The organism is Pseudomonas akapageensis, assembly GCF_011355085.1.
Classification (GTDB): Bacteria; Pseudomonadota; Gammaproteobacteria; order Pseudomonadales; family Pseudomonadaceae; genus Aquipseudomonas; species Aquipseudomonas akapageensis.
Genome location: NZ_VXCP01000011.1, coordinates 77,434 through 100,749 on the forward strand (window position 1 = coordinate 77,434; position 23,316 = coordinate 100,749).

Here is a 23,316-nt window from a genome sequence, read left to right on the forward strand (position 1 = left end):
GTAACCTAGCGCCATGAACTGAAGGAGACTTCCATGCACTCGGTAAAGATCATGTCCGTCATTGGCAGCGCCGTGCCTGCCACGCTCAGAGCCAAAGGCCTGCTGGCCTGCTGGTACCTGGTCCAGGACGGTGAGCCGATCAGCGGCCCCCTGGCTTCGTTGCCCGCTGCCGAGGCGCTTTTCCAGTCGCTGGTGCCTTCGACGCTACACCACTGAACATCTGTACTACAGTCGTACTACATCTGTATTCATCGTGCGTTGCTCCGCACACCCCCTTGCCCCGCCTCGTTGCGGGGCTTTTTATTGAGCCACGGTCCATACACCATTTTTGCCTTGGAGAAGATGGCGATAATTTCACATCCAAATGGATATAAACGCTCCCCGGCAATCGACAGTGCCTCAGCCATACTCATAAAATGTAACGGTTTTTCTACTAATAAAGCCCTTGCATTGCCAACGGCATACTTAACCACTTAGTGAGCGCAACACGTGAAAACCTCCCTTTCGATCTTGAGCCTGCTCCTGCTATTTACAGGCACGGCCACCGTCACGTCGAACGCTATTGCCCAACAACCCTCACCCACACCCCAACGCGCGCCCTCGCCCCTTCGCCTGGCTTCGGGCAGCGCCTTGTTGATCGACTTGCAAACCAACCAGGTGCTCTACTCGAACAACGCCGACATGGTGCGTCCGATCGCTTCGATCACCAAGCTGATGACCGCCATGGTGGTGCTCGACGCCCGACAATCGATGGACGATATCCTCACGGTCACCATTACCCAGAACCCGGACATGAAAGGCGTGTATTCACGTGTCAGGCTGGGCAGTCAGCTGAATCGCCGCGACATGCTGCTCATCACCCTGATGTCGTCGGAGAACCGTGCCGCTACAACCCTGGCGCACCACTATCCGGGAGGCTACAGCGCCTTCATCGCCGCCATGAACGCCAAGGCCAGGGCATTGGGTATGAGCCATACCCGTTACGTGGAGCCGACCGGCCTGTCCACCGGCAACGTGTCCACCGCACGCGACCTGAGCAAGTTGCTGCTGGCGGCACGCAACTACCCGTTGCTGAGCGAGCTGAGCACGACCCGGGAAAAGACCGTGTCGTTCACCAACCCAAGGTACAGCCTGGGTTTTCATAACACCGATCACCTGGTCAACAAGAACGATTGGGACATCAGGCTGACCAAGACCGGCTTCACCAACGAAGCCGGCCATTGCCTGGTACTGCTGACCACCATGGACGACCGGCCGGTGGCCATGGTGATTCTGGATGCCTACGGCAAGTACACCCACTTCGCCGACGCTACCCGCCTGCGCAAATGGCTCGAAACCGGCAAGGGCAGCGAGGCGCCTGCCGTGGCCCTGCGCTACAAGACCGACAAACACTCGCAAAAACCGATCCAGCTCGCCGAGTAGATCGAATCAGCGCTTGCTGGCAATACCAGCAAGCGCCCCCGACGTCCCCTTGTTAAATGCCTCGTTCCCACGCTCTGCGTGGGAACGAGGCGGACGAGGTGAGGATCCGTCAGTTGCCGGCGTCCGGGATCACCGCAATCACATCAATCTCCATCAACCATTGCGGCTGCCCCAGGGCCGAGACCACCAACCCGGTGGAGATGGGGAACACACCCTTGAGCCATTTGCCAACCTCCTGATACACCGGCTCGCGATAGCGCGGGTCGATCAGGTAGGTGGTGGTCTTGACGATGTGGGACAGGTCCGAGCCAGCTTCCTCGAGCAACTGTTTGACGTTCTTCATCGCCTGCTCGGCCTGGGCACGAGGATCGCCCAGGCCAACCAGGTTGCCCTCGAAGTCCGTGCCGACCTGCCCCCTTACGTAGACGGTGTTGCCAGCACGGACGGCCTGGCAGAGATCGTTGTCCAGCGACTGGTTCGGATACGTCTCTTTGGTATTGAACATGCGGATGCGGGTATGGGTAGGCATCAAATGGCCTCCATCATTCTGACGGATTGAACATTGGATTCGGGGCAGGTTTCATCGGAGCTTGCCTTTCGATCAGCCTCTGCCTGGCGTTGCGAAGGATCACGGTAGGCGAGATAGCTGCGCTGTTTGACGATATGGTCGGCAATATGCTTCGCATCGTGCCAGACGCCCCAGATGAAAGCCGAACCTCGACGCGACAGCCACGGCAGGCCCAGGAAATAGACGCCAGGCTCCCTGGAAACACCACGCTGATGCTGTGGCTTGCCCTTGGCGTCGAAGGTGTTGACGTTCAGCCAGTTGTAATCGACGGCATAGCCGGTCGCCCAGATGATCGAGGTCACGCCAACCTTGGCCAGATCGAGCTCAAGAATAGGATGGGTCACGCATTGCGGATCCGGGAGCATTTCCCGTGCTTGCGGTTCTTCCGGCAGGTCGAGGCCATTGCGCGCGATATAGGCGTCAGCCGCATCGAGCAGCGCAAGGTAGTTCTCATCGCCGCGCGCAATGTTGTCGGCAAGATTCGCTTCGAAGGTCACCACACCGTCGTTGAACGATTGGGTCAGACCCACGAGCGTCATCCCCTGATGGGCAAGCCTGCGGAAGTCCACCGTATGACCGCCACGCGCACCGCTGACGGCTATGGTGACATGCTCCTTGCCCGGCTGGACGCCCTCCGCATCCCACTCACCGAGAACACCCAGCCACCAGCAGAAGTCGCGGTTGCGATAGGCGCGTGGCGGACGATCGTGGGCGCCAACCGAGAGGTAAACCTGCTTGCCGGAGCGCTGCAGCTCATCGGCGATCTGCACCCCCGACGACCCGGCACCCACCACCAGAACAGCACCCTCGGGCAGCTGCTGCGGATTACGGTATTCGGCCGAGTGGATCTGGGAGATCGTTGCGCTTTCAGGCGCGATCGCCGGGATTACAGGACGCTGGAACGGCCCGGTTGCGACCACTACCTGATTGGCCTGGATCACGCCCTCGGAGGTTTCGACGGTGAAGCCCGGCCGGTCAGCATTGCGCTCCACTTTCGTCACTTCCACACCGGTGCGGATGGGGGCGTTGAACTTCTCGGCATAGGCTTCGAAATAATCGGCTACCTGCTCTTTGCCGGCAAAGGCGTCAGGATCGAGACCGTCGAACTCCAGACCCGGAAAACGATCGTGCCAGGCCGGACCATTGGCCACCAGCGAATCCCACCGCCCTGTGCGCCAGCGTTCGGCGATGCGATTGCGCTCCAGGACCAGATGGGGCACGCCGAGTTTGCTCAAGTGTTCACTCATGGCCACGCCGGCCTGACCGGCACCCACAACAAGCGTATCTATTTCTATTTTTTCAACGGTCATGTCTGTGTCCTTCTCAAAGGCGGGTTGATTCAGGTCGGTCGTCGCTGGCCTGTGCTGATGGGGTCAAGACTAGGGAGCGCCCTTGAATCGGTAAAATATTATTAAGCTGCTTATTGCCTACAATTTACTGATGCAGAGCCTTTGCCCGCGGGTGCGCCGCCCGACGAAATCCTGCCGGGCGCGCAGCGTCAGGCCGGCACCTGAGCGGTGCCGGTGCTGCGCAAGTCTTGAATCAGTGCGAATAAAAGCGGCGGGTGTCCTGATCCCTCAGGCAGAGGGGAGCGACCGTCAATGGACCTCTTCTTCACCCTCATGCAACAGGCCGAAGATCTCCCGTTTCATGTCAATGAAGGTGCGGTCCATGACCATGTCCAGCGAGCGCGGACGCTCGATCGGCACGTCGAGGATCTTCTTGATCCTGCCGGGGCGAGCGCCCATCACGTAGACGCGGTCACCGAGCAGGATCGCCTCGTCGATGTCGTGGGTCACGAACAACACGGTCTTCTTGCTGTTGCCCCAGACCTTGAGCAACAGCTGTTGCATCTGCAGGCGGGTCTGGCTGTCGAGCGCGCCAAAGGGCTCGTCCATCAACAGGATCTGCGGGTCATTGGCCAGGGCCCGGGCGATCGCCACGCGCTGCATCATGCCGCCGGAGAGCTGCTTGGGGTAGTTGTCGGCGAACCGCGCCAGGCCCACCTCGTTGACATAGAAGTTGACGATATCGGCGCGCTGGCGGGCCGGCATGCCGCGCCGCTTGAGACCGAATTCGACGTTCTGGCGCACCGTCAGCCAGGGGAACAGCGTGTAGCTCTGGAACACCATGCCGCGGTCAACACCAGGGCCTTCGACTTGCTGGCCACCCACATGGATCTTGCCCGAGGTCGGCTCGGCCAGCCCGGCGGTGAGGTACAGCAGGCTCGACTTGCCGCAACCCGAGGGGCCGACCAGGACAGCGAACTGTTCATCGGGCACCTCGAAGGAAACCTTGTCCAGTGCGGTGAAGGTCGAGCCGTTGGGTGTCTGGTAATGCAGGCTCACTTCTTCCACGCGCAAGCGCGCCGGGGCCGCCGTTGGTGCGGCCTTGGCCGCCGCATGATCACGCTGCATCGTTGTTACTGCGCCCATGATGCCACCTTGAGTCGAATGATTCGGAAGAGTTGATCGGTCATCAGGCCCAGCAGGCCGATGATGGCAATGGCGAGGAAAATCACGTCCACCTGGAAACCGCGCATGGCTTTGAGGCTGATGTAGCCCAGGCCGCTGTTGGCGGCGACCAGCTCGGCCACTACCAGGTAGGTCCAGGCCCAGCCCATGGTCACCCGCAGGGTATCGAGCACGCCGGGCAGGGACGCCGGGCCCAATACATGGAAGAGCACATCACGGCGGTTCGAGCCCAGGGTGTAGGAGGCGTTGATCAGGTCCTTGGAAACGCCCTTGGAGACGTCGGCGATCATTACCAGTTGCTGGAAGAACACGCCGAAGATGATCACGGTCACTCGCTGCTCCAGGCCGATGCCGATCCACAGGATGAACAGCGGCACGAACGAGGTCACCGGCAGGTAGCGGATGAAGTTCACCAGCGGTTCGAGAAACGCCTGGACGATGCGAAAGCTGCCCATCAGCAACCCCAGCGGCACCGCCACCAGGGACGAGACGACGAAGCCGATCATTACCACCTCGACGCTGGCCCACACGTGCTGGGCCAGGCTGCCGTCGCGGGTCAGGCGCAACGCCGTCTCCAGCACCGCCCCCGGCGTCGGCAGGAACATGGTCGGCACCACGCCGCCGTAGGACAGCCCGGCCCACAGGCCGATCACCAGCAACCAGCACAGGGTGCTGGCGCTTAACAGCAGCCTGGACGGCAAGTCGACCTTGGGCGTCAGGCAGCGGTTGAGTAAGGATTTACGAGTGGCCACGGCCACCTCCTTTGCGAAGTTGATTGAGCAGGCTTGAACCTCCCGCAGGTGCGCGGGAGGAACAGTCGGGGGATTACGGGGTGACGAAGTGGGTATCGACCAGTTCGTCGTAACGGACGTCGAAGCGCTTGCCTTGCAGCGCGCTCCAGGTCTCGTTGGCCAGGCGGATCACGCCTTTGATGTCGCCGGCCTTGGTAGGAGTGCCGAGCAGTTCTTCGCTCATGGCCTGGTCGTAGAAACGCACGCCCTTGGCGGCATTGGCCATTTCCACCGGATCGGCCAGGTAGCCGCCGACGCCCTTGGCCATGATCGCGTAGGCTTCCTGCGGATGTTCCCTGGTGTACTGCACGGCCTTGTACAGACCGTTGACCAATGCCTTGACGTCCTCCGGCTGCTTCTCGATGACGTCGCAGTTGAGCGCCACTACGTCGACAATGACACCGGGGGTTTGCGTGCTGTCGATCAGCACCTTGCCCTGGCCCTTGGCGCTCACCAGCGACAGGTGCGGCTCCCAGGTCACCGCCGCCGGAATGCGTCCGGCGATGAACGCCGTGGCGGCGTCGTCGGCGGTCATGTTTTCGATTTTCAGGTCGCTCATCTGCATGCCGTTGCGCTTGAGCAGGTAGGACAGCCAGAACTGCGAAACCGAGCCTTCGTTAACCGCCACCGACTGGCCCTTGAGCTCTTTCAGGCTGTTGACCTCCTTGCCCACTAGCACGCCGTCGCCGCCGTGGCTGTCGTCCAGCGCGGCCACGGCCTTGAAGCAGAACTGCGGACGGTACTTGAGGATCTCGTCGATGGTCGAGGCCGAACCCGAGAGCTTGCCGGAAGCCTGGGCGGCCATGTACATCGACGCCTCTTCCATGGTGGTCAGTTGCAGGTCCAGGCCCTGCTCCTTGAAATAGCCGAGATCGCGGGCCAGGTACAGCGGGCCGTAGCCGACCCAGGTGGTATGGCCGATGGACAGGGTGCCGGCCTGGGTGCCGGTGGCGACTCCCAGGGCCAGCGCAGTAGTTGCAAGGGACAGCGCGGAACGCTTGAGCAAGGGCTTGAACATGGAACACTCCCACAGCCTGTTGGCTTAGTTATTGGATTGCGGGGCAGTACTGGCCAAAAAAAGGCCAAAAAGGGTTCCGTCGCGCCGGCCCTCATGGGCCGGCGTGATTAGGTAGAACAAGGAATGGAACGGCGGGGCTGACTTACAGCCGCCCGAGCTCCCGGGCTGTGCGGTCCACCGCGCGCCGGGTCTTCTCGATCAGCTCATCGAGTTCGCTGCGGGTGGCGATCAGGGCGGGTGCCATGATCATCCGGCCGAGGGTGGCGCGGATGATCAGACCCTCTTCGAAGCCATGGGTGCGGCAGCTCCAGGTGATGTCCGACTCATTGGCGAAACGCTTGCGCGTGGCCTTGTCTTCAGCAAACTGCAAGGCAGCGACCATCCCGGCGCCCTGGATCTCGCCCACCAGCGGGTGATTGCCAAACACCTCGCGCAGGCAACGCTGCAGGTAGGGACCGGTGTCCTGCTTGACCCGGGTGACCACCCCCTCGTCGCGCAGCGCCTTGAGATTGGCCGTAGCCACGGCAGCGGCCACCGGGTGTCCGGAGTAGGTCAGGCCATGGGCAAACACCCCGCCCTGCTCCACCAGCACTTCGGCTATCTTGCGCGACAGCACCAGGCCGCCCATGGGGATGTAACCGGAGGTCAGGCCCTTGGCGATCGACAGGGTGTCCGGCTCGAAGCCGAAGTATTCATGGGCGAACCATTCGCCGGTGCGACCAAAGCCACCGATCACCTCGTCAGCGCACAACAGCACGTCGTACTGACGGCAGATGCGCTGGATTTCCGGCCAGTAGCTCTCGGGCGGGAAGATCATGCCGCCAGCACCCTGGAACGGCTCGGCGATGAAGCCGGCGACGTTCTCGGCGCCCAGTTCGAGGATCTTCTCCTCCAGCTGGCGGGCGGCACGCAGGCCGAACTCTGCCGGTGTCAGGTCGCCTTCGTGGCCATACCAGTAGGGTTCATCGATGTGCGCGATATCGGGGATCATCCCGCCCATCTCGTGCATGAACTTCATGCCACCGAGCGCGGTACTGGCCAGGGTCGAACCGTGGTAACCGTTCCAGCGACCGATCATGACCTTCTTCTGCGGCTTGCCGAGGATCTGCCAGTAACGGCGCACGGTGCGGATCAGTGCCTCGTTGGCCTCGGAGCCGGAGTTGGTGTAGATCGCGTGGCTGTAGTGTTTGGGCAACAGGCTGAACAGCACTTCGGACAGCTCAACCACCGCCGGGTGGGTGGTGTGGAAGAACATGTTGTAGTACGGCAGCTGCTCCAGCTGGCGGCTGGCGGCGGCGGCCAGGTCCTTGCGACCGTAGCCCAGGTTGGTACACCACAGGCCCGACATACCGTCCAGATAACGATTGCCGTCGTTGTCCCACAGGGCCAGGCCTTCGCCGCGCACCATCACCCGCGGCCCTTCTTCGTTCAGGGCTTTCTGGTCGACGAACGCATGGATGTGGTGGGCCGCATCCAGGGCCTGGTAATCACTGGTCGTGCGACGTTGTTCGAATTGCGCGGTCATTGCATGTCTCCTTGGTGCTGGGTGACGTAATCTTTTTGTTATTGGCTGCTTGAATCAGCGCAGCTGGAACCAGGTGGTTTTCAGCTGGGTGTACTTGTCGAATGAATGCAGCGACAGGTCGCGGCCGAAGCCAGACTGCTTGCCACCGCCGAAGGGCACGCTGACGTCGAGGGCGTCGACGGTGTTCACCGACACGGTGCCAGCATTCAGGCGTCGGGCCACGCGGTGGGCGCGGTGCAGGTCATCACTCCACAGCGAGGCGGCCAGGCCGTAGATGCTGTCGTTGGCCAGACGCACGGCCTGGTCTTCGTTGTCGAACGGGGTCACCGCCAGCACCGGGCCGAACACTTCCTCGCGGGCCAGGCGCATGTCCGCGCTTACTCCGGTGAAGATCGTCGGCTCGATGAAGTTGTTCGAGCCATTGAAACTCAAGCGTCGGCCTCCGCAGACCAGGTTCGCCCCACTGTTGCGAGCGCTGTCAATGAAGTCCATCACGCTGTCGGCCTGGCGCGTGTCGACGATGGCGCCGGCGCGGCTTTGTGGATTGAGCGGATCACCCGGCTGCCACTCCCGGGCCTTGGCGATCAGGCGCTCGACGAATTCGTCGTGAATCTTGCGCTCTACCAGCAGCCGCGAGTTGGCCGAGCAGACTTCGCCCTGGTTGAAGAAAATCCCGAACGCCGCCTTCTCCGCCGCCAGATCCAGATCCTGGCAGTCGGCAAACACCAGATTGGCGCTCTTGCCGCCGCACTCCAGCCAGACCTGCTTGAGGTTCGACTGCGCGGCGTATTGCATGAAGTACTTGCCCACCTGGGTCGAACCGGTGAAGGCCAGGCAATCCACGTCCGGGTGCAGACCCAGCGCCTTGCCGGCACTCTCGCCCAGCCCCGGCACCACGCTCAGCACGCCTTCCGGCAACCCGGCCTCCAGTGCCAACTCGCCCAGGCGCAGGGCGGAAAACGGCGACTGCTCGGCGGGCTTGAGGATCACCGAGTTGCCGGCGGCCAGCGCCGGAGCGAGTTTCCAGGCCGCCATGTCCAGCGGGAAGTTCCAGGGCACCACGGCCGCGACCACGCCGAGCGGCACGCGGGTGATGGTGGCCAGGGCATTCTGCGCGGTGGGCGCCACCTGGTCGTACAGTTTGTCGAGGCTTTCGCCATACCAGGCGAACACACCGGCGGCGCCTGGCACGTCGATGTTGTAGGCATCCATCACCGGCTTGCCCATGTTCAGCGAATCGAGCAGCGCGAGCTCCTCGCGGTTGCTCAGGATCAGCTCGGCCAGGCGCAACAGCACTTTCTTGCGCTCCACCGGTGCCATGCGTGCCCAGGGGCCGTTCTCGAAGGCCTGGCGTGCGGCGCGCACTGCAGCGTCGACTTCAACGGCGCCGCAGGCGGCGACATTGGCCAGCAACTGGTTGGTGGCCGGGTTGATCGCCGCGAAGGTCGCGCCTGACTCGGCAGCAACCTGACGGCCGCCGATCAGGGCCCGGTCGATAAAGCGCTGGCTGCGTGCACGCTGTTGCCAATCATTGAGTTCGAACACCATTGGGCTCCTTCGCTTGCAACCGGTCATGGCCGGTCATGGTTATTTTTGGATGGATCGATAGTGGCTGAAGGTGCTGCTAAGGAAAATTATTAAATATGTGCTCTGGGGATATGAAAAAGTTGGTTAGCCGTCCTGCAGGTGCTGCGCCAGGCGGTCCAGCATGGCATCACAGGCGGCAAGCTGGTCGAGGCTGACGAATTCGTCGGGCTTGTGCCCCTGGTCCATGCTGCCGGGGCCACAGACCACCGTGGGAATACCCGCCTGGGCGAACAACCCGCCCTCGGTACCGAAGGCCACGGTGCCGAATTCGCGAGAACCACTGAGCTGTGCAATCAGTTCAGCCGCTTCACTGTGGGGATCGGTCGCCAGCCCCGGATAAGCACTCAGGGGCTGAAAACGGATCGACGTCCGGGGCTGCACCGCCTGCATCTGCGGCAGCAGTTCTTCCCTGGCGTATTCCTGTAATTGATCGGCGACCTGCTGTGCATCGAAGTCGGGCAAGGCGCGCACTTCGAAGTCGAACTGGCACTCGGCGGGGACGATGTTCAGCGCCCGGCCGCCGCTGATCATGCCGGTCTGCACCGTCGAGTAAGGCGGGTCGAAGCGCTCATCATGCGAGTCCTTCGCGGCCAGGCCTTGGCCGATCTGACCGAGTCGGCCGATCAGCCGGGCGGCGTATTCAATGGCATTGACTCCCTGGGGCGCATACGCCGAATGGCAGGCCGCGCCCTGCACACAACAGCGCATGGCCAGCTTGCCCTTGTGCCCGAGGACCGGGCGCATTTCGGTTGGCTCACCGATGATGCAGACAATCGGCTTGTGCTCACGCTGCTCCAATGCCTCAAGCAGCGAGCGCACGCCGAGGCAGCCAACCTCCTCGTCATAGGAGAACGCCAGGTGCACCGGCAAGCGCAGGGGTTTGGCGAGCAGGCGCGGCACCGCCGCCAGCACGCAGGCCAGGTAGCCCTTCATGTCTGCCGTGCCACGACCATACAGCTTGCCGTCGTGCTCGCTCAGGGTGAACGGATCGACCGTCCAGGCCTGGCCATCCACCGGCACCACGTCGGTATGCCCGGACAGCGCCACGCCGCCGCGGTCTCGCGGGCCAAGAGTGGCGAACAGGTTGGCCTTGGTCCGTTCGGCGTTGAACAGCAGTTCGCTCTCGCAGCCGAAACTTGCCAGGTAGTCTCGGATAAATTCGATCAGCGCCAGATTGGACTCGCGGCTGACGGTGTTAAAGGCAATCAGCCGGGCCAGCAGCTCACGACTTGTCGACATGGGGGCCTCCTTGATGGCGGAAAATGAAGGCTGGGCCGATTGCCCGGCAACCCGCTCAGCCCAGAGGAATTACTCGTCGCCAGGCACGCCGTAGCTCGGCGCCCGAGTCGGGTCCAGCGCGCGGGTGATGTAGTCCTGCATTTGCGGGCTATAGGCCGTCCAGAGTGCCTGCAGCTCACCGATCGGATCATCCTCCGACCAGTCCACCCGCAGGTTGACGATCGGCCAGAGCAGATCGCTGACCACCGACAGCGCCGCCGAATGCACCACACCGGCCTCGCCGCCTTCGGCAAGCCCGGCATGCATCGCGGCCATCAGGCGGTCCGCCAGGCAGCCTTCGCTCTGTTCGAAGGTCGTGACCATGCGTTCGATCACTTCACTGCTGGCCAGCATGTTGCCGGCCGCGACGCATTGCTCGCCGGCCAGCGCATGGTTGATGCCCAGCGATTGCGTGCCGCTGAACAAGGCCGTGCGGCCTTGATGGTCGATCACCGTGACCTGGCGGTATTGGCTGAAACCATTGCTGCTCAGGGCCCGGTCGAGGGCTTGTGCCGGTTCCAGGCCGGCATCCAGCCCGTCGAGAATCTGCGGGCCCAGCGCTGGCAGGGTCACGTTCTGCGAGGCGACCGCCCCAACCCCCGCACGCAGCCAGGGGCAACGTGCGCCGACGGCGATGCTGGAGGAACTGATGGCAATGCCCAACTGCCCGGTTTCGGCACAACGGCCAACGATGGAAAACGTCATGGTGTGCTCCTCAGTCCGGTATCACGGCAATCACGTCGATTTCCATCAGCCACTGGGGCTGGCCGAGTGCCGACACCACCAGCCCCGTGGAAATCGGAAACACGCCCTTGAGCCACTTGCCAACCTCCTGGTAGACCGGCTCGCGGTAACGCGGGTCGATGATGTAGGTGGTGGTCTTGACGATGTGGCTCAGGTCGCTGCCGGCTTCTTCGAGCAGTTGCTTGACGTTGCGCATGGCCTGCTCGGCCTGGGCCCGGGGATCACCCAGACCGACGAGGCGCCCCTCGAAATCGGTGCCGACCTGGCCGCGGACGTAAACGGTATTGCCGGCGCGTACGGCCTGGCACAGGTCGTTGTCCAGGGACTGGTTGGGGTAGGTTTCCTTGGTGTTGAACATGCGGATGCGGGTGTGGGTGGGTTGTGACATCTATTAATCCTCGGAATGAAGGTCCTTCTGCCCATTCTGTTCACGAGGTGAGGCCAGCGAAATGATGATTTTTGTAGTCCCTGAACAGGAAAAAACTACGACCCACCACTCAGTCGTATTCCGCCTCTTCGTGCTCGCCCAACAACCGACGTTGCCTCGGCGTCGCCGCGGCCAGGACCTCCGGGTTGAACTGCCAGTGCAGATAGGGCGAGAACTTCTGCGCCACCATCCGCCGGCCGTAGTGCACCTGCACCAGATAGCGGCTGCGGTCGGCGGTCAGGTTGCTGCTGCCGGCGTGCCAGAGTTCGCTGCGAAACATCAGCGCATCGCCGGCGCAGCACAGCACCGGCTGCGCGGGGCGGCCCTTCCAATGGCTTTCACCCTTGACCGGACGGCGACCGGCGCGGTGGCTGCCGGGGATCACCAGGGTCGGGCAGAGGCTGGCGTCGATATCGTCGAGGTAGATTTGCACCGTGCAGATCTGCATCGGCAAGGTGAAGCCCGGATCGGCCAGCAGGCTTTGCGGCAGCTCCACGACCAGGTAATCCAGATGCGGTTCCAGGCCGACGAAGCCGGGATGGCAGCGCCAGGCCGTCTGGCCGATGATGTGGCAGTCGTCGCCAAGGGCGGCTTCGGCCAGCTCGATGACCCCGGGCAGGTCAAGAAACGGCAGCCACAGCGGGTCACGGTTGAACACGCATTTGTAGTGGTCGAGCAGCCCGCTGTAATCCCAATGCCGGGGTTTGAGCTGGTCGATGGCGTTGCGCAGGGTGGCGATGCCCATGCCATCGAGCACGCCAGGCAGCAAGACGAACCCTTCACGGTGCAAGGCTTCAAGGCGCTTTGCAGTCAGCGGTGGTAAAGGGTCGATGGTGGCCATGGAGTGCTCCCGGCAATAGTCAGCACTCAGAGTTTAGCGCACGTGCACCACGCCCCGGATGGCCGCCAAGGACACTAAGCTGGCACCCTGCGTGATTGGTCGCTAGCCGCGACACTCCTACACTGGTCGACACCACCCAACAAACAATAAGAGAAGCCGATGAACAATCGCGCCAACTTCACCCACATGGATGACGGCACCGCCGAGGACTGGACTCACATTGCCAGGCATTTCCCGGGTTACGCGGCCAAACTACCCGACCGCATCCTGACCCACCTCAAACTGCTGGACGGCGACTTCGGCGGCTTCCCGGTGGACCGCCTGACCCATTCGCTGCAAACCGCCACCCTCGCCTACCGTGCCGGCGAAGACGAGGAATATGTGGTGTGCGCCCTGCTCCACGACATAGGTGACACCCTGGGCACCTACAACCACGCCGACATCGCCGCGGCCATGCTCAAGCCCTTCGTCAGCGAACAGAACCACTGGATGATCGAGAAGCACGCGATCTTCCAGGGCTACTACTTCTTCCATCACCTGGGCATGGACCGGCACCTGCGCGAGCAGTTCAAGGACCACCCGCAGTTCCAGCAAACCATCGAATTCTGCGCCCGTTACGACGCCGCGGCATTCGACCCGGAAGGCGAAACCCTGCCGCTGGAATTTTTCGAGCCCATGCTGCGTCGCGTTTTCGCCCAGCCGCGGCAGTCGCTGTACAAGAAAGTGACCGACGACGCTGCAGCCTGACCGTTACTCGTTACCTCGTTCCCACGCTCCGCGTGGGAATGCCGTGTCAGACGCTCCAGCGTCGCAGGATGCATTCCCACGCGGAGCGTGGGAACGAGAATCCTTAGTACTGAAACACCGGATTGCTCTCCTCCAGGATGCTCTGCAATCGCCGCTCCACCGCCGGTTTGATGAAGTCATGGGGGAGTATCCAGAAGCGCTTTTCCTGCACGGCGGCAAATACCAATGCCGCCAGTTCCAGCGGGCACATGCCCTGGCGAATGCTCGCGTCGAGCATCTCGCTCAACTGCGCATCGGCAGCGCCGGCGACCTGGTTGGAGGCCATGATCTGGCTGGCCACCGGCCCCGGACACAGCACCGACACCGATACCTGCGCCTGTAGCTGGCTCAGTTCGTAATGCAGACTTTCCGAAAGCGCGACCACCGCCTGCTTGGTGACGTTGTACGGCGCCATCATGGGACTGCTGACCAGGCCCGCGAGCGAAGCGGTGTTGATCACATGGGCAGGCCGGCCCTGCTCCAGCATCAGCGGGACAAAACTGCGAATGCCATTGATCACCCCGCGCAGGTTGATGTCGAGCATGCGCTGCCACTGGGATTCGGTGATCTCCCAGCAATAGCCGGTCTGCATCACCCCGGCATTGTTGAACAGCAGGTCGACGCCAGCGAAGCGTTCCACCGCCACATCACGCAAGCGCTCGACCTGCGCCGGGTCACCGACGTCGGTCACGCAGGCGACAGCCTCGACACCCTGCGCCTGCAATTGCGCACACAGCGCCTGCAGTCGCTGGCCGTCCACATCGCTGAGCACCAGGCGCATGCCCAGGCCGGCTGCGTATTCGGCCAGGCCACGGCCAATGCCGCTGGCCGCCCCGGTGATGACCGCGACGCGGCCTTGCTGTTCACTGCCCATGCTGCTGCTCCTACCGACTGTTCGAATGACATCAGTAGAGCCGCCCGCGCCGGATCAGCCATCGTCCATTTAGACGATAGCTGCGGCCAGGGTGCGGTAACGGCTGGGGGCTTGCCCCGTCCAATCCTGAAAGGCACGCCGAAAAGCCGCCTCGCTGCTGAAGCCCAGATGGCCGGCAATGCGGCTAATGGTCCAGTCGGTTTCGCGCAGGCAGCGCTGCGCCGACTCGCACAGGCAGAGCTTGCGCAGCTGCTGGTAGCTGACACCCTCGGCCGCCAGGTGGCGGCGCAAGGTCGGCTCGCTGATGCCCAGGGCTGCGGCAATCGCGCCCAGTGTCGGGAGCTCGCTTTCATGGGCCAGCGCCGCCTGCAGAAATGCCCGCACCTGTTGCGTGACCGAGACCACGCTCGGTGCTGCGCCGATCAGGCGAAAGGGGAAATCCACGAGAAACGCCGCCAGTTCGGCAGGCTGGCGAATCACCGGCCGCGTCAGCAGGCTGGCCTCGAAGCTGAAGCCATAGGTGGGTTTGCCGACCGCGACCGGCGCGTCGAACAGGCCGAGAAAGGGCATGGCATCTTCGCGCTTGGGATGGGCCAGGAACACGCTGTCCACCGGTAGCGTCTGCCCGGTCAGCCAGGCGAACAGTTGCAGGTAGCAGAACAGCCCGGTCAAGTCGACCAGGCAGGCGGCCGAGCTGCGTTTGTGGCGCAACGAATCCATATGGAAGACTGCGCGCGCCCCTTGCAGCTCCAGGCTCAATTTCCCTGCCCTGGGGTGCAACATCGCACAGAACTGCGCGGCACACTCGATCGCCTCGACCAGGCTGCTGCAACTGAGCAGGCAGCGGCACATCAGATCGACTTCCTGCTTGCGCATCGGTGGATGGCTCTCGCCCTTCGCCACCTGGGCCTCAAGCTGCTCGATGGCGTCGCGGAACAGTTTCACGAAGTCGTCGGCCGAAAGCGGCTGCCGCGCCTCGCCTGCCGGCAGGCTGTTGCGGTCCAGCTCGTCAAGCAATCGCGTGCCCAGCCCGTGGGGAACGCGAACGGCATGTGCTGATCGGAAAGCCATCATCCACTTCTCATGTTGATCGGTGCAGTAACGGTTAGTGATTGATCCGGTGACGGTAGGCCAAAAGCGCTTGTGGATTAATGGCGGCTGATCACAGCGCAGGCCAACCATGATCCAGATACTCGACGAAATCCTCCTCGCCCCGGAACACATCCCCGCGGTGCTGACCTTATTGGATGAACGCTACTTGCCGCAAGCCGGCGCGCGCGGGTTGACCCTGCAGCAACGCTGGGTCTCGCCACCGGTTGCCGTGCCGGGCGAACTGAACAGACTCTGGCTGCTCTGGCAGGTGCCCGATGTGTGGGGCTACTACGGCATGCGCCTGGGTGCCGGCGCCGAGGTGCACGAGTTCTGGGCCGCCGTCAAAGAACTCGGTCAGCACATCGCCAGGCATGTACTGGGCGACGCCGATCAGCCACAGGCCTTACCCGAGGCAACGCACCATGAGGCATGAAACGGCACAGCTGTACCTCAACCCCGGCGCCATCGCCGAAACGCTGCAGGAAGAACTGCAAAGGCGCCTGCAATACCTCCCCGGCCTTCGCCATTTCAGCCTGGGCCGCAACCTCGAAGGCAGTTGGGGTGCAGGTGATTTTACCCTGGACCTGTACCTGGCAAGCGAAGCAATCCACGCCAACCTCGAGGCTGCCCTGGCGCAACTGCCCGGCGTTGCTCGCGTCGACCGCCTGGCGTACCGGCGCCTTGGCGGCGGCCAGCGTGCCGTCGGCCTGCAGAATGGCATCTGGCGCACCCTGCTGTTGCGGGTGCGCCCGGAACAGGATCCAGGCCTGGTCGCAGCCCTGGAGCGCGATCTGCTGCGCATGCCCGCATACATCGCCAGCATCGGCAATTGGCAGCTGAGCCGGGTGTGCTCGGACAGCCCCTGGACCCATGTCTGGCAGCAGGAGTTCGCCAGCATCGATGGCCTGCTGGGTGAATACCTGACCCACCCCTTTCACTGGGGCTGGGTGGATCGCTGGTTCGATCCGGAATTTCCCGAATGGACCGTGGACGCGATTGCCCATGCGTTCTGCGCGCAGGCCACCAGCCTGCTGACACTACCTCTTGATAACAAGGAGTCCCTATGACCCGCACATCGCAAAAACTGGCTGGCAAAATCGCACTGGTCACCGGCGCCAGTCGTGGCATCGGCCGCGCCATCGCCCAACGCTTCGCGGCAGAAGGTGCAACGGTCGTGGTCAGTGCGCGCAGCCTGCAGGACGCCGTCACCCTTCCCGGCACCCTGGCCGAAACGGTTGCGCTGATTACCCAGGCCGGCGGCCGAGCGATTGCCCTGGCCGCCGACCTGGAGGTGCCGGCCCAGCGCGACACCCTGGTGGCACGCGCCGCCGCTTCCGCCGGTGGCCTCGACATTCTGGTCAACAACGCAGGATTCGCCGAATACAGCAGCGTCGAAACAATGCCGCTGGAGATGTTCGAACGCACCCTGGACCACTACCTGCGGGTACCTTTCGCCCTCAGCCAGGCGGCGATTCCCTTGATGCGGGCCCGTGGCGCCGGCTGGATACTGAACCTGGGCTCGGTCACCGCACTGCCACCGCTGCGTCCTTACGCCGAGTTCGAACGCCTGGGCGGCATTGCTGCCTACGCCGCCGTCAAGGCTGCGATCAATCGCTTTACCCAGGGCCTGGCGGCGGAGCTCGAAGCCGACAATATCGCGGTCAATGCCGTAGGGCCCAGCACTGCGATCCGCACCCCGGGCGGTGGACGTTTCATACCCGACAGCTACCCGACCGAACCTGTCGAATACCTGGCCGAGACCGCCTTGGCGCTGTGCCATCTGCCCGCCCGCGAGCGTACCGGCCTGGTCACCCACAGCCTGCACTTCCCGCTGGCGCAGCAGTTGCCGGTCTACACCCTGGACGGCCGCGACACACTGCCAGCACCGACGATCCCGGCATGGGCGCACCCGGGCATAGAACCGAGCGGCGCTTGAGCCGCTCCCTTTTTCAACCTCACGCTCACTTCAGAGGTATCACTATGCGTGCTGTGGTCATGGACCGTTTGGGAGGCAGCGATGTACTGCGGCTGTCCGAGGTGGAAAAGCCAATGCCAGGGCCGGGCGAGGTGCTGATTCGTGTCCATTGCGCGGGTGTGAATCCGGCGGACTGGAAATGTCGCCAAGGTTGGCTCAGCGGTTTCCTCACCTACCGTTTCCCGTTCATCCTGGGTTTTGACCTGGCCGGAACAGTGGCGGGAAGCGGTGAAGGCGTGACGGGGTTTGCCGAAGGCGCAGCAGTTTTCGCCCAGAGCGATGTTGGCGCCGGGAAGTGGGGAGCCTATGCCGAGTACGTGTGCGTTTCCCGCGAGTCTGTGGTGCCGATGCCCGACAACCTCGACTTTGCCCAGGCAGCCGCAGTGCCCACACCTGCCCTGGCGGCCTGGGCCGGGCTGTTCGAGGACGGCGGCCTGCAGGCGGGGCACAAGGTGCTGGTGCACGGTGGGGCCGGTGCCGTTGGCACCTTCGCGATCCAGTTCGCGAGAATCGCCGGGGCGCATGTCGCGGCTACGTGCAGTGCCGGCAATCGCGACTATGTCGAGTCATTGGGCTGCGAGCACAGTATCGACTACCGGACGCAGGATATTCCGGCTGCCACTCGCCAGTGGTCTCCAGACGGTGTGGATCTGATCCTCGATTGCGTGGGTGGTGCAAGCCTGCCGGGCAGTCTGGACATGCTTCGGCCCGGCGGGATGCTGGTGTCGATCCTGACCCTCGCCGAGGGCGATCCCGGCCCGGATCACGCCGGCGCCGCACAGCGCGGCCTGCGCACCGCGGTTACCTGGAGCAAGATGCCCAGCGGCGTGCAACTCGGCAAAATCGCCGCCTTGCTGGGCAGTGGCCAGGTCCGTCCGCCACGGATCGAGACCTTGCCGTTGGAGCAGGTGGCCAAGGCCCATGACCTTCTGCAGAGCGGCAGCGCCAGGGTGAAACTGGTGTTGCAAGTCGCGGACTGAAACCCATACCTCACAGGTAAAAGACGGACATGTAGCCGCTGCCGCAGGCTGCGCTCGCCTGCGCGGCAGGCGCAGGATCTCAAGATCGCCGGGGAGCCCCTGCGGGACTCCAGCGCAGCCTGCGGCAGCGGCTACAGAGGATTGCGGCGCTTCCAAAAAAATGCCGCCTCGAGGGCGGCAAAATCAAGAGAGGGATTCCATCCCTCTCTATGCGGAGATGACGACCTGGGCTATTTGGCCGCCCAGGCGTTGAAGCGTTGTTCCAGTTGCTCACCATGATCGGCCCAGAAGCCAGCGCTCATGTGCAGTTGCTGTTGCAGGTTGGTGGCGCCGGTCGGCAGCTCTTCCAGACGCTTGGCGCTGAGCAGGCCGATTGCCTGGCGGTTGACCGGGCCATAGGCGATGTTCTCGGCGTAGCTTTTCTGTTGCTCGGCCGCGAGGGTGTGGTTGATGAACTTGAGCGCCTCGGCCGAGTTCTTCGAACCGCGCGGGATGGCCCAGGCGTCCATGTCGTAGATACCGCCGTTCCAGACAATGCGCAGGTGGCTGTCATTCTGCACGGCACTGATACGGCCGCTGTAGGCAGAGCTCATCACCACATCGCCCGAGGCCAGGTACTGCGGTGGCTGGGCACCAGCTTCCCACCACTGGATGCTCGGCTTGATTTCGTCCAGCTTGTGGAAGGCGCGGTCCTGGCCTTCCTTGGTGGCGAGCTGGGTGTAGACCTCGCTGGCCGGAACGCCGTCGGCGAGCAGGGCGAACTCCAGGGTGTACATGGCGCCTTTGCGCAGGCCGCGCTTGCCGGGGAATTTGTTCAGGTCCCAGAAGTCCTGCCAGCCACTGGGAGCGGTTTGCAACTTATCGGCGTTGTAGGCCAGGACTGTGGACCAGACAAAGAAGCCGACGCCACACTGCTGGGCAGTCTCTGGCAACAGGTTCTTGGCAATTGCAGGATCCGGACTGAACTCCTCCAGCAGGCCCTCATCACAGGCCCGGGCAAGTTCCGGCATTTCCATCTCGACCACGTCCCAGGAAACGCTGCCGGTATCGACCATGACCTTGATCTTGGCCATCTCGCCATTGAACTCACCGGCGACGACTTTTGTACCGGTCTGCGCCTGGTAAGTGTTGTAGAAGGCCGCGACTTGCGCGTCCTTGTTCGCACCGCCATGGGAGACCACGGTGAGATCGGCCTGAGCCTGCGTTGCGCAGCAGGCCGCGCCGGCAAGGAACAAGGGAAGGATGAGATTCTTGTGCATTGTTATGATCTCCGGTTCGCAGCGGGCACACACCCGACACGGCTGAATGACTGACCCGGCCAGTGTCGGGTCCGTGCGCGGGGGCCACAATCAGACGCAATTAACATTCGTGTCTCAAGCTTTGTACCTTCGTATGAGCAGGGATCACCGGATGCCGCGTCGCCCGGACAGTTGCGCTAACATGCCACCCACACTTCATGCCCCAACGGAAAGCCGCCCGCATGCCCCTGAATGTCAGCGACATCATCGCCATCCCCGAACTGCGCACGCGGCTGCTCAGCGGTGGCCAGGGCCTTGGCCGGACGGTGCGCTGGGCGCATGTCTGCGAGCTGGCCGACCCCACCCAATGGTTTGGCGAAGGCGACCTGCTGATGACCACCGGGATCGGCATTCCGGTGGCGCCTGACGAGCAGCGCCGCTACGTGGAACGTCTGTCTGGCGCGGGTCTGGCCGGCTTGATGATCGGCGAGGACATGCAGGCGCCGGCGGACCTTGTGGCCTTGCAACAGGCTGCCGAAGCACTCGGTTTTCCCCTGCTGGTCACCCACTACGGCGTACCCTTTGCAGCGGTGACCCGCGCCATTGTCGACGCCGGCCGCCAGGAAGAATTCGAGCGCCGCAACACCATTGCCCGGATCTATGAAAGCGCCCGTTTGAGTATCCAGGGGCTGGGCCTGAAGACCCTGCTGCAACGTCTGGAAAAGGACGTACAGGCGAGCCTCAAACTGGTCGAGCCGCAGTCGCTGGAGCCCTGGCAGCCGGGCCTTGCCAGCTTGACTCCGGAACAGCGCGCGCCCCTGTCGCAATACCGCCTGGAGACCACAGGCAACCAGCCCGTGGTACGTCGCTGTCGTCTGGCCGAGGGCGAGGCGCTGGTAATGGCCGTGCCCTCCCTGCGCGATTGCTGGCTGATCGCCCACGGCGAGCAACTGCCCGATTATGGTTTGCTGCACCACCTGGTTGCCGTGCTCGGCATCGAGCTCGAACGCTTGCGGGTCGAATGCGAGCGCAGCCTGCGCCTGGGCTCCGAGCTGCTGGACGACCTGTTGCAGCAACGCCTGTCCCGGCATCAGGCCGAAGAGCGCCTGAGCCAGTTCGGCAAGCCCCGGGAACAGATCCACCTGGCCGTGGCGCGCCCCGCACCGGCGGCACTGGCCGAATGCTACGAGACCTTGCAGCGCGACGGCGTGTCTGTGTTGTTGCGGGCCCAGGGTGAGGAACTGATTCTGTTGTACTGGGGCGATGTGGCGCCGCAACTGCATGCCCGATTGCACAGTGCGCTGGGCCTGAGCAACCCCTTGGGCCATCCTGAGCGTTGCCTGGAGGCGTTACGTGAAGCGCGCCTGGCGTTGGCCCATACCAACGCACAAACCCCCTTGGCCGCCTATGCGCAAGTGGGTGCCAACAGCCCCTGGCTACCGCAAAGCCTGGACGAGGCTGCCCGGGTGTTCCGCCAGGTGCTGGGCAACCTCGCCGACTATGACAGCCAGCAAGGCACCCCCATGCTGCACACCCTGCGCGTGTTCCTGGCGCACAACCGCTCGTGGCTGGCCGCCGCCAAGGAACTGCACGTGCACAAGCAAACGCTGGTCTACCGCATGCGGCGCATCGAAGAGATCACCGGCCGCTCGCTGGACAACACCGAAGACGTGGCGATCCTTTGGTTCGCCCTGCGCGCGGCGGATGTCGCCGGCATGCAACCATGATCCTCATACGATCGAACAAGTCCGGCGCTCGCGTTCTTAATCGCGCCTGATTGTTGTGCGTGCCGTGCCGTTCAAGACTAGGCCCACACGCTCCGAACAAGAGGGACACCCCCATGAAACTTGCGCTGACTCCTGCGCTCAAGCGCAGCCACTGGATGGAAACCGCCGAGCCCTCGCTGCACATCCCGGCAGCATTGCAGGGCGCGCATCAGGTCGATGTGGCTATTATCGGCGGTGGCTTCGTCGGCCTCTGGACGGCACTGACCCTCAAACAGCACGAGCCGGACATTCGCGTCGCGATACTGGAACAGGACGTGTGCGGTGGTGGTGCTTCGGGTCGCAACGGCGGTTTCGTGATGTCCTGGTGGCCCAAGATCAGCAGCCTCACCTCCTTCTGCGACAAGGAACAGGCCCTGTTCCTTGGGCAAAGCGCCGAACGGGCCATTTACGAGTTGGGCGAGTTTTGCCAGCAGCACAAGATCGATGCGCACTTCCAGCAGAACGGCTGGCTGTGGACCGCCACCAGCCCCGAGCATATCGACAGCTGGCAGGGCACCCTCGATGCCTGCGCGCGCCTGGGCGTGGCCCCGTTCGAACGCTTGTCGGCCAGCGAAGTCGCTCGCCGTACCGGTTCGAAAACGCACCTGGCGGGTGTGCTGGAACGCAGCAACGCCACCGTACAACCGGCTGCGCTGGTCCGCGGCATGCGCAAAGTGGCGCTGGCCGCCGGCGTCGAGATTCATGAAAACAGTGGCGTGACCCACATCGAAGCCGGCAACCCGGTCCAACTGAGCACCGCGAGCGGGCGGATCAGTGCGGCCAACGTCGTGCTGGCGACCAACGCCTGGTCGGCCGCCCTACCCGAGCTTGCCAAACTGATCGTGCCGGTCAACAGCTCCATCGTGGTGACCGAGCCCATCGCTCAGCGCCTGGAGCAGATGGGCTGGACGGGCGCCGAAGCCATCACCGACTCGCAGATGATGGTCGACTACTACCGCACCACCCGCGACGGGCGCATCGCGTTCGGCAAAGGGACCGGCGTCATCAGTTATGGCGCGAAGATCACTCCGAAGTTCAGCGACGACCCCTACAGCATCGCCCTGACCGAAGCCGACCTGCGTCGCACCTATCCAATGCTCGATGACAAGGCGGTGACTCATTCCTGGTCCGGCCCGATCGACCGCACCTATGACAGCCTGCCGGTATTCGGCCACCTGCGCGGCCACGAAAACATCCATTACGGCATCGGCTGGAGCGGCAATGGCGTGGGCCCCAGCCGTCTGGGCGGGCGCATCCTGGCCAGCCTTGCCCTGGGTCGCAAGGATGAATGGAGCCAGTGCGCTCTGGTTGGCCGTCAGTGCAAGAAATTCCCCGCAGAACCCATGCGCTACCTCGGCGGCTCGCTGGTACGCCACGCGGTACTGCGCAAGGAACGCGCGGAAATGGCCGGGCGCAAGGCTGCCCCGCTCGACCGCATGCTCGCCAAACTGGCCCCTGCCGGGCTGGAAGACAAATCCTGAGGAGATCTTATGAACCCTGTTCTGATTCACCTGGAAAACGACAGTGCCTTCACCCCTGCCGCCCCGATCGGCGCGCCCGTCGGCGAGCCGGTAGCCCAGGCGCGCACGGCCCTGCACCAGGAGCTCCCGGCGCAGAACGCCTCGACCGGCATCTGGGAGTGCAGCCCCGGTCGCTTCCGCCGTCAGGTCGTGCAAGCGGAGTACAGCTATTTCATCGAGGGGGAAGGCAGCTTTACCCCCGATGGTGGCGATACCATCGAGTTTCGGGCGGGGAATGCGATCTACTTTGCGGCCAATACCCAGGGGACCTGGGAAGTTCGTAAAACTGTGCGCAAGACCTACCTGATTCTTGGTTGAAACTGTCGGCGTCTGATAGGGCCTCATCGCTGGCAAGCCAGCTCCCACAGTGATGTACGTATCACCGTGGAACTCCTGTGGGAGCTGGCTTG

24 protein-coding genes are annotated in these 23,316 nt (G+C 63.3%); 10 read left to right on the forward strand and 14 right to left on the reverse strand.

Annotated features, from left to right (window positions below; all coding sequences use genetic code 11):
• The first annotated feature begins 33 nt into the window (after nucleotides 1-33).
• A complete protein-coding gene (locus F2S13_RS09580) occupies nucleotides 34-216 on the forward strand; it encodes a hypothetical protein (RefSeq protein WP_166360237.1) in 183 nt (60 codons plus the stop codon).
• 273 nt (nucleotides 217-489) lie between these two features.
• Nucleotides 490-1,422: a D-alanyl-D-alanine endopeptidase gene (gene pbpG, locus F2S13_RS09585; RefSeq protein WP_166360238.1), complete on the forward strand. Its 933-nt coding sequence runs from the start codon at nucleotides 490-492 to the stop codon at nucleotides 1,420-1,422.
• Between the two features lie 109 nt (nucleotides 1,423-1,531).
• Here pbpG and F2S13_RS09590 read toward each other — a convergent pair whose 3' ends face one another.
• From F2S13_RS09590 to F2S13_RS09640, 11 genes are all read right to left on the reverse strand, one after another.
• Nucleotides 1,532-1,951: a RidA family protein gene (locus F2S13_RS09590; RefSeq protein ID WP_166360239.1), complete on the reverse strand. Its 420-nt coding sequence runs from the start codon at nucleotides 1,949-1,951 to the stop codon at nucleotides 1,532-1,534.
• The gene (locus tag F2S13_RS09595) at nucleotides 1,951-3,300 is read right to left on the reverse strand and encodes a flavin-containing monooxygenase (protein ID WP_166360240.1); all 1,350 of its coding nucleotides are present in this window, start codon (nucleotides 3,298-3,300) and stop codon (nucleotides 1,951-1,953) included. The genes F2S13_RS09590 and F2S13_RS09595 overlap by 1 nt, the downstream gene beginning before the upstream one ends.
• A 288-nt stretch (nucleotides 3,301-3,588) precedes the next feature.
• Complete coding sequence (locus F2S13_RS09600) at nucleotides 3,589-4,425, reverse strand: ABC transporter ATP-binding protein (protein ID WP_166360241.1); 837 nt, start codon at nucleotides 4,423-4,425, stop codon at nucleotides 3,589-3,591.
• The gene (locus F2S13_RS09605) at nucleotides 4,413-5,216 is read right to left on the reverse strand and encodes an ABC transporter permease subunit (RefSeq protein ID WP_166360242.1); all 804 of its coding nucleotides are present in this window, start codon (nucleotides 5,214-5,216) and stop codon (nucleotides 4,413-4,415) included. Before F2S13_RS09605 ends, F2S13_RS09600 begins: the two co-directional genes overlap by 13 nt.
• Before the next feature lie 73 nt (nucleotides 5,217-5,289).
• Nucleotides 5,290-6,273 carry an ABC transporter substrate-binding protein gene (locus F2S13_RS09610; RefSeq protein WP_166360243.1) on the reverse strand — a complete coding sequence of 328 codons (984 nt, stop codon included), beginning with the start codon at nucleotides 6,271-6,273 and terminating at the stop codon, nucleotides 5,290-5,292.
• 142 nt (nucleotides 6,274-6,415) lie between these two features.
• The gene (locus F2S13_RS09615) at nucleotides 6,416-7,798 is read right to left on the reverse strand and encodes an aspartate aminotransferase family protein (protein ID WP_166360244.1); all 1,383 of its coding nucleotides are present in this window, start codon (nucleotides 7,796-7,798) and stop codon (nucleotides 6,416-6,418) included.
• A 54-nt stretch (nucleotides 7,799-7,852) separates the two neighbouring features.
• On the reverse strand, nucleotides 7,853-9,343 hold the full coding sequence (locus F2S13_RS09620) for an aldehyde dehydrogenase family protein (RefSeq protein WP_166360245.1): 1,491 nt from the start codon (nucleotides 9,341-9,343) through the stop codon (nucleotides 7,853-7,855).
• Between the two features lie 126 nt (nucleotides 9,344-9,469).
• Complete coding sequence (gene argE / locus F2S13_RS09625) at nucleotides 9,470-10,624, reverse strand: acetylornithine deacetylase (protein ID WP_166360246.1); 1,155 nt, start codon at nucleotides 10,622-10,624, stop codon at nucleotides 9,470-9,472.
• A gap of 69 nt (nucleotides 10,625-10,693) precedes the next feature.
• Complete coding sequence (locus tag F2S13_RS09630; protein ID WP_166360247.1) at nucleotides 10,694-11,368, reverse strand: DUF1028 domain-containing protein; 675 nt, start codon at nucleotides 11,366-11,368, stop codon at nucleotides 10,694-10,696.
• 10 nt (nucleotides 11,369-11,378) lie between these two features.
• Entirely contained in the window at nucleotides 11,379-11,795 is a 417-nt protein-coding gene (locus F2S13_RS09635; RefSeq protein WP_166360248.1) for a RidA family protein, read from the reverse strand.
• A 109-nt stretch (nucleotides 11,796-11,904) separates the two neighbouring features.
• Nucleotides 11,905-12,675, reverse strand: coding sequence for a phytanoyl-CoA dioxygenase family protein (locus tag F2S13_RS09640; RefSeq protein ID WP_166360249.1), 771 nt, complete (start codon nucleotides 12,673-12,675; stop codon nucleotides 11,905-11,907).
• Nucleotides 12,676-12,834: 159 nt separating this feature from the next.
• Between F2S13_RS09640 and F2S13_RS09645 the strand changes: the two genes are divergently transcribed.
• Nucleotides 12,835-13,422, forward strand: a complete 588-nt coding sequence (locus F2S13_RS09645) for an HD domain-containing protein (protein WP_166360250.1) — start codon at nucleotides 12,835-12,837, stop codon at nucleotides 13,420-13,422.
• Between the two features lie 103 nt (nucleotides 13,423-13,525).
• Here F2S13_RS09645 and F2S13_RS09650 read toward each other — a convergent pair whose 3' ends face one another.
• Both F2S13_RS09650 and F2S13_RS09655 read right to left on the reverse strand, forming a co-directional pair.
• The gene (locus F2S13_RS09650) at nucleotides 13,526-14,335 is read right to left on the reverse strand and encodes an SDR family NAD(P)-dependent oxidoreductase (RefSeq protein ID WP_166360251.1); all 810 of its coding nucleotides are present in this window, start codon (nucleotides 14,333-14,335) and stop codon (nucleotides 13,526-13,528) included.
• A 69-nt stretch (nucleotides 14,336-14,404) separates the two neighbouring features.
• A complete protein-coding gene (locus tag F2S13_RS09655; RefSeq protein ID WP_166360252.1) occupies nucleotides 14,405-15,406 on the reverse strand; it encodes a helix-turn-helix domain-containing protein in 1,002 nt (333 codons plus the stop codon).
• A gap of 109 nt (nucleotides 15,407-15,515) precedes the next feature.
• Here F2S13_RS09655 and F2S13_RS09660 point away from each other — a divergent pair, with 109 nt between their 5' ends.
• Genes F2S13_RS09660 through F2S13_RS09675 form a run of 4 tightly spaced genes read left to right on the forward strand, consistent with a single transcriptional unit; the run spans nucleotide 15,516 to nucleotide 18,382 of the window.
• Nucleotides 15,516-15,860 carry a hypothetical protein gene (locus F2S13_RS09660; RefSeq protein WP_166360253.1) on the forward strand — a complete coding sequence of 115 codons (345 nt, stop codon included), beginning with the start codon at nucleotides 15,516-15,518 and terminating at the stop codon, nucleotides 15,858-15,860.
• Nucleotides 15,850-16,494: a Dabb family protein gene (locus F2S13_RS09665; protein ID WP_166360254.1), complete on the forward strand. Its 645-nt coding sequence runs from the start codon at nucleotides 15,850-15,852 to the stop codon at nucleotides 16,492-16,494. Before F2S13_RS09660 ends, F2S13_RS09665 begins: the two co-directional genes overlap by 11 nt.
• A complete protein-coding gene (locus F2S13_RS09670) occupies nucleotides 16,491-17,363 on the forward strand; it encodes an SDR family NAD(P)-dependent oxidoreductase (protein ID WP_166360255.1) in 873 nt (290 codons plus the stop codon). Before F2S13_RS09665 ends, F2S13_RS09670 begins: the two co-directional genes overlap by 4 nt.
• A 44-nt stretch (nucleotides 17,364-17,407) precedes the next feature.
• The gene (locus tag F2S13_RS09675) at nucleotides 17,408-18,382 is read left to right on the forward strand and encodes an NADP-dependent oxidoreductase (protein WP_166360256.1); all 975 of its coding nucleotides are present in this window, start codon (nucleotides 17,408-17,410) and stop codon (nucleotides 18,380-18,382) included.
• Nucleotides 18,383-18,612: 230 nt separating this feature from the next.
• On the opposite strand, the gene F2S13_RS09680 is transcribed toward F2S13_RS09675, so the two are convergent.
• Nucleotides 18,613-19,641, reverse strand: coding sequence for an ABC transporter substrate-binding protein (locus F2S13_RS09680; protein WP_166360257.1), 1,029 nt, complete (start codon nucleotides 19,639-19,641; stop codon nucleotides 18,613-18,615).
• Between the two features lie 221 nt (nucleotides 19,642-19,862).
• On the opposite strand from F2S13_RS09680, the gene F2S13_RS09685 reads away from it, so the two are divergent.
• The 3 genes from F2S13_RS09685 to F2S13_RS09695 all read left to right on the forward strand — a co-directional run bounded on the left by F2S13_RS09685 (nucleotide 19,863) and on the right by F2S13_RS09695 (nucleotide 23,224).
• Complete coding sequence (locus tag F2S13_RS09685) at nucleotides 19,863-21,347, forward strand: PucR family transcriptional regulator (protein WP_166360258.1); 1,485 nt, start codon at nucleotides 19,863-19,865, stop codon at nucleotides 21,345-21,347.
• Nucleotides 21,348-21,460: 113 nt separating this feature from the next.
• Nucleotides 21,461-22,867 (forward strand): NAD(P)/FAD-dependent oxidoreductase, encoded by a 1,407-nt coding sequence (locus F2S13_RS09690; protein WP_166360259.1) that lies wholly within the window; start codon nucleotides 21,461-21,463, stop codon nucleotides 22,865-22,867.
• A gap of 9 nt (nucleotides 22,868-22,876) precedes the next feature.
• Entirely contained in the window at nucleotides 22,877-23,224 is a 348-nt protein-coding gene (locus tag F2S13_RS09695) for a cupin domain-containing protein (protein WP_166360260.1), read from the forward strand.
• Nucleotides 23,225-23,316 lie beyond the last annotated feature (92 nt).

Coding starts and splice junctions, on each gene's coding strand:
- F2S13_RS09655 (WP_166360252.1), bottom strand. CDS start 15,406: ATGGCTTTCCGATCAGCACATGCCGTTCGCGTTCCCCACGGGCTGGGC.
- F2S13_RS09660 (WP_166360253.1), top strand. CDS start 15,516: ATGATCCAGATACTCGACGAAATCCTCCTCGCCCCGGAACACATCCCC.
- argE (WP_166360246.1), bottom strand. CDS start 10,624: ATGTCGACAAGTCGTGAGCTGCTGGCCCGGCTGATTGCCTTTAACACC.
- F2S13_RS09640 (WP_166360249.1), bottom strand. CDS start 12,675: ATGGCCACCATCGACCCTTTACCACCGCTGACTGCAAAGCGCCTTGAA.
- F2S13_RS09685 (WP_166360258.1), top strand. CDS start 19,863: ATGCCCCTGAATGTCAGCGACATCATCGCCATCCCCGAACTGCGCACG.
- F2S13_RS09670 (WP_166360255.1), top strand. CDS start 16,491: ATGACCCGCACATCGCAAAAACTGGCTGGCAAAATCGCACTGGTCACC.
- F2S13_RS09680 (WP_166360257.1), bottom strand. CDS start 19,641: ATGCACAAGAATCTCATCCTTCCCTTGTTCCTTGCCGGCGCGGCCTGC.
- F2S13_RS09650 (WP_166360251.1), bottom strand. CDS start 14,335: ATGGGCAGTGAACAGCAAGGCCGCGTCGCGGTCATCACCGGGGCGGCC.
- F2S13_RS09600 (WP_166360241.1), bottom strand. CDS start 4,425: ATGGGCGCAGTAACAACGATGCAGCGTGATCATGCGGCGGCCAAGGCC.
- F2S13_RS09645 (WP_166360250.1), top strand. CDS start 12,835: ATGAACAATCGCGCCAACTTCACCCACATGGATGACGGCACCGCCGAG.
- F2S13_RS09635 (WP_166360248.1), bottom strand. CDS start 11,795: ATGTCACAACCCACCCACACCCGCATCCGCATGTTCAACACCAAGGAA.
- F2S13_RS09610 (WP_166360243.1), bottom strand. CDS start 6,273: ATGTTCAAGCCCTTGCTCAAGCGTTCCGCGCTGTCCCTTGCAACTACT.
- F2S13_RS09675 (WP_166360256.1), top strand. CDS start 17,408: ATGCGTGCTGTGGTCATGGACCGTTTGGGAGGCAGCGATGTACTGCGG.
- F2S13_RS09695 (WP_166360260.1), top strand. CDS start 22,877: ATGAACCCTGTTCTGATTCACCTGGAAAACGACAGTGCCTTCACCCCT.
- F2S13_RS09630 (WP_166360247.1), bottom strand. CDS start 11,368: ATGACGTTTTCCATCGTTGGCCGTTGTGCCGAAACCGGGCAGTTGGGC.
- F2S13_RS09590 (WP_166360239.1), bottom strand. CDS start 1,951: ATGCCTACCCATACCCGCATCCGCATGTTCAATACCAAAGAGACGTAT.
- F2S13_RS09690 (WP_166360259.1), top strand. CDS start 21,461: ATGAAACTTGCGCTGACTCCTGCGCTCAAGCGCAGCCACTGGATGGAA.
- F2S13_RS09615 (WP_166360244.1), bottom strand. CDS start 7,798: ATGACCGCGCAATTCGAACAACGTCGCACGACCAGTGATTACCAGGCC.
- F2S13_RS09665 (WP_166360254.1), top strand. CDS start 15,850: ATGAGGCATGAAACGGCACAGCTGTACCTCAACCCCGGCGCCATCGCC.
- F2S13_RS09595 (WP_166360240.1), bottom strand. CDS start 3,300: ATGACCGTTGAAAAAATAGAAATAGATACGCTTGTTGTGGGTGCCGGT.
- F2S13_RS09580 (WP_166360237.1), top strand. CDS start 34: ATGCACTCGGTAAAGATCATGTCCGTCATTGGCAGCGCCGTGCCTGCC.